Origin of the sequence: Paenibacillus alkaliterrae (genome assembly GCF_021532375.1) — a bacterium.
In the GTDB taxonomy this organism is placed as follows: domain Bacteria; phylum Bacillota; class Bacilli; order Paenibacillales; family Paenibacillaceae; genus Pristimantibacillus; species Pristimantibacillus alkaliterrae.
Window position 1 is genome coordinate 13,576 of record NZ_JAKGAP010000014.1, and the last position, 14,042, is coordinate 27,617.

Sequence of the window (14,042 nt, forward strand, 5' to 3'; positions counted from 1 at the left end):
TGCGATCTCATCGATTAAACGCCGCTTTTAACGCCAGCGTCTGCTTTAAGCTTTTCTGCTTTGTCGACGCGCTCCCAAGGAAGATCAACATCCGTACGGCCGAAGTGTCCGTATGCAGCTGTTTGCGCGTAGATCGGACGGCGAAGGTCAAGCATTTTGATAATGCCTGCCGGACGAAGGTCAAAGTTGCTTGTAATCAGCTCAACGAGCTTATCTTCGTCGATTTTGCCTGTATCGTATGTGTCGACGCTGATCGATACCGGTTTAGCTACGCCGATTGCGTATGCCAATTGGATTTCGCATTTGTCCGCAAGTCCTGCTGCGACGATATTCTTCGCTACATAACGAGCGGCATACGCCGCCGAACGGTCAACCTTTGTAGGATCCTTGCCGGAAAATGCGCCGCCGCCATGACGAGCGTAGCCGCCATACGTGTCAACGATGATTTTGCGGCCAGTCAAGCCGGCATCGCCTTGAGGTCCGCCAATAACGAAACGGCCTGTCGGATTAATGAAATATTTCGTTTCCGCATCGAGCCATTCCGCAGGAACCGCTGGTTTAATGACTTGCTCAAGGATATCCGCTTGTATTTGCTCCAGCGAAATTTCCTCAGCGTGCTGCGTCGATACAACGATAGTGTCTACGCGAACGGGCTTGCCGTCAACATATTCGACCGTAACTTGCGTCTTGCCGTCCGGACGAAGGTAACCCAAAGTTTCGTTCTTACGCACTTCCGACAAGCGGCGCGCGATGCGGTGCGACAATGCGATTGGAAGCGGCATAAGCTCAGGCGTCTCGTTCGTTGCAAAACCGAACATCAATCCTTGGTCGCCTGCACCGATATCTTCGTTCTCTTGCTTCATATCTTTGCCATCGCGAGTTTCAAGCGCAGCGTTAACGCCTTGCGCGATGTCTGCCGACTGCTCATTTAGCGACGTAAGTACTGCGCATGTGCTGGAGTCAAAGCCGTATTTTGCACGCGTATAACCAATTTCCTTGATCGTACGACGAGCAATTGCGGAAATATCCACATAATCCGCGCTGCTGCTAATTTCACCAATAACCAAAACAAGACCTGTTGCTACAGAAACTTCACAAGCGACACGCGCATATGGATCTGCTTCAAGGAATGCATCCAGGACAGCATCTGAAATTTGATCGCAAATTTTATCGGGATGGCCTTCTGTAACTGATTCCGATGTGAACAAGTGGCGTCCTTTGACCGACATCCGTATCAACCTCCTACAACCTTAGTATGATATAAGTGCAAACATTCTACACAAAAAATGAACCTTTCCCCGAAGGAAAAGGTTGTTAGACAACTCTTCTAAAACAGTATGATACCGAAAATGTCGCTTTGTGTCAATGGACGCCGGGTTTTTTAGGCTATAATTGGTATCCGCCCAGCACACTCTCCGCTTGCGAAACAAGCCTTCTCGTGATCTCTCCGCCGACCGATCCCGCTTGACGTGTCGACAGGGAAGACCAGTGTACGCTTTGTCCGCCTGCAGCGCCTGCCGTTGCTCCGAGCTCACCCGCAAATTCCGTATCCTGAACGCCGCCGGCATAGCCGCCTGACATTAATCCAAATTCTGCAGCGATTTCATACTTCATTTGATTTAAAGCCGCTTTACATGTCGGCACTACCACCTTATTCGAACGACTCATTGAATGACACCTCCAAAGAATATAGGAACACATTTGTATTGTGCATCCTTACATTCTTTTTGAAGCGTATAATCTATTGTCAGTTCGGGTAAAATGTTCTAAACAATCGATATTACTGGATGGAATAGCTGCCTCTTACCAGTACCGTCAAGCCGTTCGGTTGCGCTGGATCCGGCAAAACACCCCGGCCTTCACGCGGGAACAACATCAAATGATTTTTCGGCACGACCGTGCCGCTCTTTAAATCCGCGCCTGCCGTCAGATCCGATATACCGTTTGAATCTGAGCTATACGCTATTGCCTGTCCTACACGCACAATAACTTCCGTACCTTGACCAGCCATTAACGTCTTGCCGGCTGGAACGGAAACAACCTCTAAGGCAACATCCTGTCCGGTCCCCGTACCGCCGCCGTCAGAGCCCCCTGACAGCTTCGCAAACTGCTCATCCACATAGCTCTTAGTCACGACCGGGTCCTCAATGGAGCCTGGGGTGAGCGTATTCGATTCCGCCTCTATAGGCGAAGCAAAGTTAACGCCAACCCACACACCTGCACCTATTAATACAGCAGCTACCAATCCGCGTACTACATTTTGTTTCACTGGTTAGTCTCCTCTCACTCTCGCATCTCCTATAAAGATACTAGATTTAAGTAGGAGAAACCAGTTTTACTTTATAATTGGTTCGTATTCTAAGTTCATTCTTGTCTGAACCAATTAAATTCTTTAGTTGCTATAAGCATTTTATTTTCGTGAAATACATCATAAATATTAATTTTATACTGTTTATACTCAACCTTGAAGTGAACATCGGAATCGTTGAACTTTATCATTTTTGTTATATCTTTTCCTTCTATGAGTGAATCGTCTTTACCTACATCGTTCCCAACCGTAAATTCTTTGGAATATGTTACTTTATTCGCACCTTGATCAATAAATTCGATTAACAACTTATGACTTTCGGCATTTTCTTGATATTGTAGATCTTTTATTAAATCATACTGAAAAGAAAGATTAATTCCATCAACATTAAATCCATCAGATACGCTTAGAGTCGCATATAATTTTCGCATATTAAGAGAATAATTCATAAACGATAAGTTGATTAGATCTTGTTTAGTTCCAACATCCTTAACATTAATTGTTGTGAATACAGGCTTCACAACTGACATTCCTTGATCCTGAAAAACGTTAAATGCTCGACCAAAATAAAAAGAAATCTTTTCTTTCTCAAAATCTTGAGGTATTTGGGTCCAGGCAGATAGAACGACTTTACCATTCGGCATCACTCTCTGTTTGTACTCCGAGAAGGTGACTCCAATTACCGATCCCGATTGATTCTGAATATATCCAGCGAGCTGTGAAGGATCCATCGCTCTCAACTCTTTATTTGTATATTCTAACTCAGCGTAAAAGAAATCATTAGTGAGGCCTTCATAAATACCGGATTTCAAAAAACGAACCCCAGACTTATATCCTATATTAGTAATGTCATAGGTTTCTTTAGGTGCTAACATCGGTACTACTGACAGTTTATCTTGAGAAAATTTATTTATAGGACTTCCGATTTTTTGATTTTCCTCTTCAGCCATCACATAATCAATTCGACTTATGTTTGCAGTAAAAGGGACTTCAGTATAGGTTAGTAAACTATAAGTTTGATTAGGTCCTACAGTGATTAAATCATCTAATATTACAGTACTTGATTTAGATGGATCGATCTTTACGCCATTAATGACAAAGTATCCAGATATATCTGGCTTTGATTTAGACTGTTCACTCTTATTCATAATATTAAATTGAGCCACAATTAAATCTGATTTATCAAAAGGTGTTCTTTGAATTGAATTTAATTTGATCTCAAATCCTTCATACTTACCAATGGTACCCCCAAGATCTTCTTGATTATTAATTACTATCGAGAAGTTGCCTAGGAAATGACTTTTATTGCTTTCGGCTGTCTTCGTTAGTACTATAATTTCACTATTTTTTAAAATATTTTGATTCGGAATTTGTCCTGAAACATGAATCGTTTGTTTAATTTTAGGTAACAGTTTCAGCTCTGTTTCCGCTTCAGCAATTAATGGATATAATAATCCGTCTTTCGTCTTCACATAATACTCCATACTCGGCATTGCAATCATAGATTGACTTGTATTCTCGAATGTAATTGGTATTGAAATCTCTTCTTTATCCTTATTAAAAGGCACATAGCCATCGCCAATGACTGCATTTACCGGCTGTCCGTTAAGATACATGAATCTCGGTTTCCTTGGCATAGCAGCAACGCTTGGCTTTAATTGTGGAAGTGCGAAAACACCAATGGGCAGACTAATTTTATTTACATCTTCCGTTGTTGCCACGGCCAGTGAAAGCTTTTTTCCTAAAAGTGACAAAGGAATAGCCGCTTGAAGCGATATGATTTTCCTTTCCTTAGGCTGCAATTTTTGTTGTGTGATAGTACCTGAATCCAAGTTATAGACACTTGATCCCTCCGATTGAACAACAAAGTGGAGATTCGTTAAATCAGTTGTATAAGATCCCACATTTTCCAGGAGGAAGTTCAGCGTTAAATATCCATAGTTTTGATCTTTATAAAGCGTATACTGCTTCAATGCGCCGCGAATTTTTGTACTTCCAAACAGCATTACTTTTGCCTTGAAAGCTGCAGTCTCTTCAAAGGAAACAACAGATGTGCTTAAACTACCTAATTTTCTTTCATAGTTTGCAGTTGATAAATCCCATTGAATAATATCAAATATCAAATCTGACAGTTTGGTCTGATCGTCAACAAAAGCGTAATATGTTAAATAAATCGAGCTATTTGGTTGTACTTTAACTTTCGCCTTATCCGTTTCTTTCAAATTTGTTTTAAATGTTTTACCTGATTTGTTTTTGATCTTCACCCAATAATCAAACAAACGGATCTCATTAGAAGCATTATTCGTAATTGCAATCGTTAAAGAAGCAACCTTTCCTTTTTCTTGAACAAGAAATTGAACATCTCGCATCGTTACATAAGCATTTGAATTTAGCTTTACTGCATGTTTCTTCTGACTTGAAGCTGCGGCAGGCATCATTATGTTCGTTTGCAGTATCATCGAACAGCATAGCAATACCGCTATAATAGATAACAATAATCGACGCACTGAAAATATGTAAGCTTTCAAAGTGATCCCCCCCTGTAATTATGTATAATAATTAGACGTTATAGGAGATTCTTTTGTTGCGATTCCAGATGCAACAGTTCAAAAAAAAGAAGCCGAGATATTATCTCGGCTTCTTTCGTAAAAACTATAATTATTTCTTAACTTTAACAGTTACAGCTGCAACTTTAGCATTGCTAGTTACATAAGTTACTGTTACTTCTTTTTCGCCAGTGAATGCAGCTGGGATTGTTGCAGCACCATCAACGATAGCAAGAATCGAGCTATCAGAGGAGTACCAAGCACCAGTAGTTCCAGCAGTAATGTCAACACCGTATTGGTCTACTACTTTTACTTGAGCAGCAAAGTTGTATGCAGCAGTAATTTCTTTTGCTACGTCGTTTTTGAAGCTAACAGTTGTAGCAGCAGGAGCAACATTAGATGTTTTGAAAGTTACTTGGGCAACAATCTTACCTTTTTTAACAACTGTTACAACAGCTTCTTTATCATTGCTGCCTGCAAATGCATTTACTTTGTAAGTAGCAGTATCAACAACAACAACATCTGCATTAGAAGATATGATTTGATCGAATCCTGCAGCAACAGCTACTTTCTTGCCGTTTACATCCAAACCACTTTTCAGTACGAATGTACCAACATAGTCAGCTGCAGTTTTACCAGTAGTAAATACAGTACCGCTGTACAATGTAGTGTTAACAGGTTTTGTTACATCATAATCAACAACTGCGCTTTCAGCAACAACGTTAACTTTAAAGTCAAGCGTTTTACCAGCGTAAGTTGCAGTCAATGTTTCTTCGCCAAGGTTAACAGAACCAGTAACTTTTGTACCATCAACTGTTACTTTGTTAGCTGCAGCGTCTTTTTTCGCAATTGTCAAAGCGCCAGTCAATGCTTCATCTTTAATCACACGGTTGTATTGGTCAACGATTGCGAAGTCAGTTGCAGCATAAGTGTGAGCACCTGTGTTTACGAACTGAGCAACAGTAGTTGCCTTCAAGCCAGTGATTTTGGATGGTACTGCAGTTGCTTTAACATCAAGTACGATAGTACCTTGAAGCTGGCCGTTAAGGTAACCGTTGATTGTTGTTACACCTTCAGCAGCAGGAGTGATTTGAAGCTTCTTGTCTCCATCAACTACAATGTTAGCTACTGGAACAGCAGTTGTATTGTTGGAGAACCAAACTAGTTGGTTTGCATTTGTCAATTTAACACTTGCATCGTATTGATCGATTGCTTGGTATGCAACTTCAACTTTCTCACCTGCAACGATCAAACCAGCTGGTTGCTGAATTGTCACTGTTTTCAGTGCTGCAGCAGCATTAACTGTAACCGAAGTCGATGATTGCGAAGCAGATGCCGGAATAAATGCAGTAACTGTAACTGTACCAGCAGTGTTAAGTGCAGCAAATTGCAATTGCTGTTTGCCGTCTACAGTGACCAAGCCCCACTCGTTCACAGTGGCAGTAGCAGCATCGTCACTTACACGAACAACTGCAGGGTTGTTTGTTACAAATACAACGTTCGCCAAGTTTTCAGCGCTCAGAGGCAACTCTTGATTGTATTGGTCATAAAGTTTAATTGGAAGAACAAGACCTTTGTCACCAACAGTAATACGTGCAGTGTCTTTCAATGCTGCAACCGCACCAAGTTCAACTTTAGCAACAGAAGATTGAGGCACAACTGTTACTGTTTTTTGAGCGGATTTTGTAGATGTGTTGTGAATCAAGTTGATCAACACGCTATCATCTTTTGCAATGTTTGCTGCTTCACCAGTAGCACCAGCAGTAATAGTGAATTTATTGTTAACTGCATCTGGAGTCAAAGCATAAGAACGATTTTTAGTGATGTTGAAAGCAGTAGCAGTAAATGCGGTCGGGCTAACTGTCATTACTTCTCCGAACTGGTTAACTGCTTTGTAAAGAACATCTTGAGTTGTAGCTTTAGCTTGCAAATTCGTGTTCAGAAGTTCTACGGAAGACACTGCTGCCGCTTCAACTTTAACTTCTTTCTTGTTAGTGCCAGTTACTTCTATTGTGTAAGTTCCTGCAACGAAATCAAGAGCGCCTACGAATGTTGCGGATTTACGGTTCTCAGCAAATTTGACTTCGCCGTCAACAGTCAAGAAACCATTTTTCACAACAACAGTTGCATCAGCAGCAGCTGCAGTAGCAAACTCTACGCTAAGCGTTTTAGCGCCAGTTTGTTCAGCTTTGGAAACAGCAAATTCCACGTCAAAACCTTCAAGCTCAAGAATTTGACCCAAAGTTTTGCCTGTGCCAGGAACTTCAGTGTTCAATGCTGTAACGAGAACTGCATAAGTTTCACCGCGAGTTGCTTTAGCAGTGAAGTCAGTACCTGCAGGTACGATTCCAGCTTCTACAGCAAGCGCAGGAACGTTAGCGTAGTTTGCGCCAGTTGTGTCAACGCCAAGAGCGCGAAGTACTACAGCTGCGAATTGTTGGTATGTCAACTCTTCGTCAAAACCAAAATCAGTAGCGGAGTGACCTTCAAGAAGGCCTTCAGCTTTAGCCCATGACAAGAAGCCGTCATAGTAAGTACCGCGTACATCTGCGTAAGTATGGGATTTTGCAGTTGCTTTTGCTTCTGCTTCTGCATCAAGCAAACGGGAAACCAATACTGCAACGTCTTGGCGTTTCCAAGTGGAATCTTCCATCAAGTCGCCGTTTTGGTCGCCTGCGATGATGTTCAAATCTTGTAAGTATTTACCTGGATCAGTTTCAGTCGCTGCTGCGAATGCTGGAACTGTAAGTGAAAGTACCATGGATGATGACAATACGAATGCTGCTAATTTTTTCTTCATAACCTTTGTTACTCCTCCTCTAATTTCCTTCGGTTGTTGAGAGTTTTGTTTAATCTCTTTAGTTAAAAATGAATTGCTCTTTTCCCTCATAGCCGATTCACCCCCTTTCCAGAGTTTGAGCATAAAGTAATATAAATAGTGTCTACATACATGATAAACCCTTTGTCAGATCATGCGGTAGAAACTTGTAAACAAACTGTGAAAAATGATAGAGTGCCTGCACCACTTTAACATTATACAATGGGCATTCCCTACCGTAAAGAGGAAGTTGAGAATTCATTCCAATTTCCTTCCAACGAAAGGAGGTCTCTTACATCTTCGCGCCCGTTTGCAACGACGTCATGTATTTAAACGCACGCCATTTCAAAAAGTTGCGATGTTTCAAAAAAACTTTTTAAAATTCTCATTTTAAATTCATTGCTAGCTTGTCGCTCGCGTTATGTATCGCTTCCTACGTGGTTTAGTATAGCTCGTTTTCATAGATTACGTATATGCGTAACATTTTCCATGGATAATGTTTCACATGACCGCGATACATGGCTCTGTGAGCCCCAAAAAACGGACCACAGAATCGCTCTGCGGTCCGTTCCTATGCTGCATGTACGGCTGTCAGCCGATGTCAGGCAGCTTCTTCAAATCGGCTAATATACGGGCGACGATGATCGCCGCGTCGGAACGAAGCAGGTTAGAACGCGGCTCGAACACGGAGCCTGCTTTCGGATTGCTTGGATCCACGAAAGAGCCTAAAATATATTTTTTCTTCGCAATCGCCAATACCGAGCTTTTCGCGTAGAAATGTACGCTGCCTGCATCTTTAAACGTCTTCTCGAGATCCTTGTTGATTTTGTCGGCATCCGTAGCCAGCTTCAAGTCCAGCGCTCTTGAGATAATAACGGACGCTTCTTCACGCGTAAGATTCGAGCTTGGCTGGAACGTACGCGGGCCGGTGCCGCGAATAATGCCCTCGCGCGCCGCTGTCTCAACATACCGATAATCCCATAGAGCATCGGGGTTGATAATGGCCGGCACATCGTCGAAATGAGGTTTGCTAAGCTCGTAATTGAGCGGGATATCCAGCGCTTTAACCATCATTTTCGCAAATTCGCCCCGTGAAACGAACATGTTGGAGCCAAAATCATCAAAGCCTGCGGCGTTCATGATTCCTTTCGCATAAATCGCCTCGAGGAAGTTTCTCGCATAAGGATGCGTAGTCATGTCCGTGAACGAGTAGACCATTTTGCCGACTACATAGTAACCGAACTTATTGAACGGAACCGTGATCGTGTTCTTCTTCACATCCACTTCTCCGCCGAGATTTTCCCAATACTTCGCTTTCACGTCATAGCGGTAAACCGTAATAACGGTTCCTACGCTGTCCCTCATATTCGGGTCGAAGGAAAGCGTCAATTCCCCCGTCTTCGACGTAATCAGCTCGCGGTTATCCGGGCGTTCGTCGTAGGTCGGAATTTTCGTGCCGCCTGTCCCAGTCGCATTCGGGAACTGATAAGGATCCACACCCCTCGTTAACGGATCGTACGCCGTCGTCCCCGGATCATCCGCCATGCCGGCATCAATCCAGTATACGGGGCTGGCTTTGGTGAAACGTGTCGGATAGGACAATCTGAATCTCGTTCCAAAGCTCTCCATGACGATGTTGAAATTCGGCGGCCATGCTTCCAGCTCGCGGCGGTCAACGACGCCGTCCTCCGGGTTGGCGATCGAGAACAACACATTGTGACCGCTGAATACTTGATTTTTCAAATTCGCTGGTACGTTGAAGTCCGTTCGGATAAGCGTCGTACCTTTCTCGAATTTCAAATTGAGCGCATTTTCGAATACTTTATGATTGCTCGCCATCGGTTCCAAGTATTGCGCGCCTGGAATGTTCGTTGGCGCATACGTGATTTCAAAGCTGCTTTCCACCTTGTCGTTCGCGCTTGAGATTACGAATTCGATTTCATTTCTGCCGACCTTTAGCTTATCCACGAATACGCGATAAGTGTTTTTGTATAATTGTTCGATCGTGGCCGGATTGTTATCCGAATCATAGTCGATTTTTTCGGCGACCTGATCGTTGATCGTAATGGCATTCGCTCCGGGAGCGTCAATGATGACCTCAATGAAGTTTTGATTCACGATCGATTTGTTCGGCAAAATCGGACGAAGGAGCGTGTACGGCAACGACGTTGGATCAACCTCCAGACGATAAGATCCTTTAGGTCCATTCTCCCCGTTGTTGAATACGGTGAACGAGTATACGCTCGAGCTGCCGTCCGGGTTTAATGATTGCGCCCCCAAAATAAAGGAGAAGGTTTTCGTAACGATATCGTATCTTACGGCGAGATTAGCTACATTATTATTTGCCGTATTATTGACGGTCCCGAGTACGGCAGGGCCTCTCATAATGATGAGCTGCTTCGTTAAATCCCAGACGATCGGGTTCGCGAGCATGCTGCTTTCGATTTTGAGAATATATTTATTCGGCGCCGTTAAGTTGTTGGCCGGCACTCCCATTTGAGTGATTTTCGCTTGAATATTGTTGACGATGTCCGCATCCGTGAGACCCGCAGCAACAAAATCAATAAAATCAAACGTTCCGAATACATTCATATTCGCTTCATTGGTCGTATAAATGCCGCCGCGATTCACGAAATTCGGATCATTCGGAAGCGGCTCCGTATATTTGCTGCCGTAAGGATAAATCGTTGTGCCGTCTACCGGTATAACAGGTAAATTCGTAGGCACCAGAAACAGCTTGACTGCTTTCTCGTAAGAGTTTTTGCTGCCTTGGAAGACGAACTTGATTTCATTCTCTCCACTGAACAAAGCGTCAAATGCCTTCGTGCGTTCCGCAACCGTGTCAAGAACCATAAAATCGGTTACCGCACCTGCCGCCGCGGTGTTCTGCTTCTGCAGCTTGATTGGCGTATTATTGATATAGAAAAATACGGTTTGCGCCGATTTCGTATTACTGTCGAAATCATAACGAATTTCCGACGTGTTGTTGATGTTGTTAACGGTACCTTTGAAATTGCTTAGAGCTGTCGTTATAACATCGGCGATCCGATCGCTTTTCAGCTTATTCGTATCGTCATAGACAGTCATATTGTCAAAAATGCTCGTATAACCTACATAAGGACCAAACAGCATCGTGAATTTGACATCCTTGGCCGAGCCGCCAACATCCAGTGTAATCTTCTGGGTGCCCTCGAAAGGAAGCTTTTTGAAAATTAATATTTCGCGTTTATAAAGTTTGCCGTTGACCGTAACCAGCTTATTCACCAGTTCATCCGATTTGTTCTCGATATTAGCTTCCGAATTAAAATTATAGCTCGCCGGCGCGTTTGTATTCGATACATTTTTTATAGCTGTTACCTTGACTACATTAGGTGAAAGATTGCTTAAATCCGGGTTGCCGACCAGCACTTCCATGGCGAATGGAACGCTGTACATGTTTGCGCCCTCAAGCGCCGTGCCGGTTAAGGCTTCGCCTGTTCCGGAACGGTAGCCGTTCAAGTAATTAATCGTATCGATATAACGGGCGTCGGCGTCCCGCAGGGAGAAGCCCATCAAGCCGGTACCCTCATCCGAGGGTTGGCCTAATGATGCTTTTCTCGCATTGGCAGCGGTCAGCTGAATGTTATAGGCCCGATCGAATTGAAGTACATTTAGATGATTGGTTCCGATAGGACTTGTGAATTCATAGATGAAGAAGGCTTCCTGGCCCGTATAGGTTCCTACCGGAGCAGCAACGGATGCGCCCGCGCCAGCCGGCTGCTCTAGATTAACGCCGCTTCCCGTAATTTTATATTTAATGGGAATGCTTCGCGTTGGATCGGGATGCGGCTCAAGAATGCCGTCCAATGGATTGCTGTCGTCCTTCAAGAAGTTAGGAACGATGATTTTACCCGTTACCGTCGTTGAATTCGGGTTTGAAACGAGCAGGTTCGGATTGTACTCCAGAGCTTCGCTCGTTGGAGCCGCTCCGGCTGTTCCATTTAAATTCACATCGTAGAACGTAACCTCTCCATTATAGAAGGCGACCTCGCGGGTCGTTTCCACCGTTTGGTTGGCATTTTTCACCTTTATCGTGACCAGGTTTTTACCTTTATTCAATGTGATCGGAGCAGCCGCAAACTGATAATTGTTCGAGCTGTTTACGGAATAGGTCCTGCTGCTGCCGTTCACGTCTATCGTAACCTGCTGGGCATTGGGCGCGAAGCCCGTAATGCTGATATCAGCGGACTGCCTGCCTGCAGTTGCGTTAGAATAGACGACGGTTGTGCCTGCTTCTTCAATAGCAAAGGTATTCCCATCCAGCTGGGCGACCAAATCATAGAAAACAGGTCCGTTATGATATTCGATATAGATCGAGTTTGTCACTTCGCCGCCGCCCTGAATGCCTCTGAACGTAATGCGGTTCAACCCGGGGAATAGTTCAACGTTAAATACTTGCATGTTAAAGCCATTGATAAAAATATTGCTCGTAATGTTCTCCCGCTTGGAGCCGAGCTGGTCGTCGGATGGATCGTCAGTGCCCTTGTGATTGATAACCTGTACGACACTATAGGAAACCGATGCCGGGTCTACGCCCGTAATCGAGCCCGTCAGCGTCAGGCGCGGGTCCGTCGTTACTCTTGCTTTGGTGGCTAGATCCTGCTCTGTTGGAAAGCTGAAGCTTCCGGTTGCGGCTGTTGCGACCTGCGAAGAACCGAACGGAGACAGCAATGTAATCAACAGGGCCAGCGTTAGAACGAATGAAACCATTTTTTTCAAAACGATGTTCCTCCTTTATGTATATAACGAGCATGGGTATTTGAATGAGAGATGATCCGGCGACAGTGCGGCAAAATGTTGTATAAACCTTCCTCCCTTATCATCTTTAGCCAGCATGGGCGCCCATTTATTAGACGAGCTTGCCGCAGAAAAGTTCTGTACTTGTTTTATCGGCTGGGAGCTCCCCATTTTTTAGTGAAACGGACATTTATTCGGATGAAGAGTTGAAATTCGATTTGTTCCTGAGCTGGGGGGATAGTGGAGCAAAGAGCGGTAAGAGCGAGGCACAGAGGGGGTAAGCAAAAAACCGGAACCGCCGCATATCCAGCAATATTGAACTAGACCGCTATTTAAAAGCGTACAAAAAAGCTCCTCCTCCCGCCTGCGCGGGAAAAGGAGCTTTTCCTTATTTGGATCGCGTTTCCGCATCTACCTTGAGTCGAAGTCTCATGCGGCTTAAGAAGTTAATGAGCGGTCTGCGGGTTTTGTCTACGATGCCCGTAATCTCGGCGCCGATCTGCAGGAAGAACATGAGCATGCAAATTACGGCAAAGGTAATCCAGTTGGCTGCGCTCGACTGCACGACAGCCGATTGAATGATCGCCAGCGCGCCGAATATGGCTGCAACGCCCCAAATGATGAGGACGGTGCGGCGATGGCTGAAGCCAAGATCGCGCAGGCGGTGATGCAAATGGCCTTTGTCCGGTGCGAAGATCGGCCGCTTGTTCACCCAGCGGCGAACGATTGCAAAGAACGTGTCCGACAGCGGTACGCCGATAATGAGCAGCGGCGTCACGAACGAGACGATCGTTACTTGCTTGAAGCCAAGCATCGACAGCGTCGCCAGGCTGAAGCCCAGGAACAGCGAGCCGGAGTCGCCCATGAAAATTTTTGCCGGATGGAAATTGAAGACGAGAAACCCGACGATTCCGCCCAGCAGCAGGGTGCTAAGCAGAATTACCGGCTGGAAGCCCATCAGCGAAGCCATCACGACAATCGTCGCGATCGCGATGCCGGATACGCCGGCAGCCAGCCCGTCCAGCCCGTCGATCAAGTTAATCGCGTTCGTCACGCCTACGATCCATAGAATCGTGAGCGGAATGCTGATCCAGCCGGCGATGGGCTGCATCGTTTCGCCGAACGGGATGTTCAGCAGGTCGATCTTCACGTCAAAGCCGAATACGACCACGCATGCCGCCGCGATTTGACCGAGCAGCTTCACCTTGGCCGACAGCTCGAAGCGGTCGTCCAAAGCGCCCAATATGATGATCATCGTTCCGCCGACAAGCAGCGCGTTGATCATGTTCGTATCCCGGGCGCGGAGCAGGCCGTCCGGAATAAACGGCGACAGGAGGAAGAACGCTCCTACGAATGCAATATAAATAGCGAGACCGCCAAGACGCGGCATAATGCGCGTGTGTACCTTGCGGTGATTTGGTTTGTCTATGGCGCCGACCTTAAATGCAAACTTCTTAACAAGCGGCGTCATTGCCAGCGCTAATATAAGAGCGATAATAAATCCAATAGTATACAGCAAGCCAACAGGCATGTGTGCAACTCCCCTTTTCTTTCTACCGAAGTGAATTATACTCCGATTGAAAAAGAAACTCCA

General features: G+C 44.9%; 7 protein-coding genes. All 7 read right to left on the minus strand.

Annotation, left to right across the window (positions count from 1 at the left end; all coding sequences use genetic code 11):
• Positions 1-14: 14 nt before the first annotated feature.
• A complete protein-coding gene (gene metK / locus L1N85_RS07885; protein ID WP_235236874.1) occupies positions 15-1,229 on the minus strand; it encodes a methionine adenosyltransferase in 1,215 nt (404 codons plus the stop codon).
• 157 nt (positions 1,230-1,386) lie between these two features.
• Positions 1,387-1,668: an alpha/beta-type small acid-soluble spore protein gene (locus L1N85_RS07890; protein WP_235236876.1), complete on the minus strand. Its 282-nt coding sequence runs from the start codon at positions 1,666-1,668 to the stop codon at positions 1,387-1,389.
• 112 nt (positions 1,669-1,780) lie between these two features.
• Positions 1,781-2,269: a hypothetical protein gene (locus L1N85_RS07895; protein WP_235236884.1), complete on the minus strand. Its 489-nt coding sequence runs from the start codon at positions 2,267-2,269 to the stop codon at positions 1,781-1,783.
• A gap of 95 nt (positions 2,270-2,364) precedes the next feature.
• Positions 2,365-4,836: a hypothetical protein gene (locus L1N85_RS07900; protein WP_235236886.1), complete on the minus strand. Its 2,472-nt coding sequence runs from the start codon at positions 4,834-4,836 to the stop codon at positions 2,365-2,367.
• A 130-nt stretch (positions 4,837-4,966) separates the two neighbouring features.
• On the minus strand, positions 4,967-7,744 hold the full coding sequence (locus L1N85_RS07905) for a hypothetical protein (protein WP_235236888.1): 2,778 nt from the start codon (positions 7,742-7,744) through the stop codon (positions 4,967-4,969).
• 519 nt (positions 7,745-8,263) lie between these two features.
• Positions 8,264-12,421, minus strand: a complete 4,158-nt coding sequence (locus tag L1N85_RS07910; protein ID WP_235237109.1) for an S-layer homology domain-containing protein — start codon at positions 12,419-12,421, stop codon at positions 8,264-8,266.
• Between the two features lie 415 nt (positions 12,422-12,836).
• Positions 12,837-13,979 carry a glycosyltransferase family 4 protein gene (locus L1N85_RS07915; RefSeq protein ID WP_235236896.1) on the minus strand — a complete coding sequence of 381 codons (1,143 nt, stop codon included), beginning with the start codon at positions 13,977-13,979 and terminating at the stop codon, positions 12,837-12,839.
• Positions 13,980-14,042 lie beyond the last annotated feature (63 nt).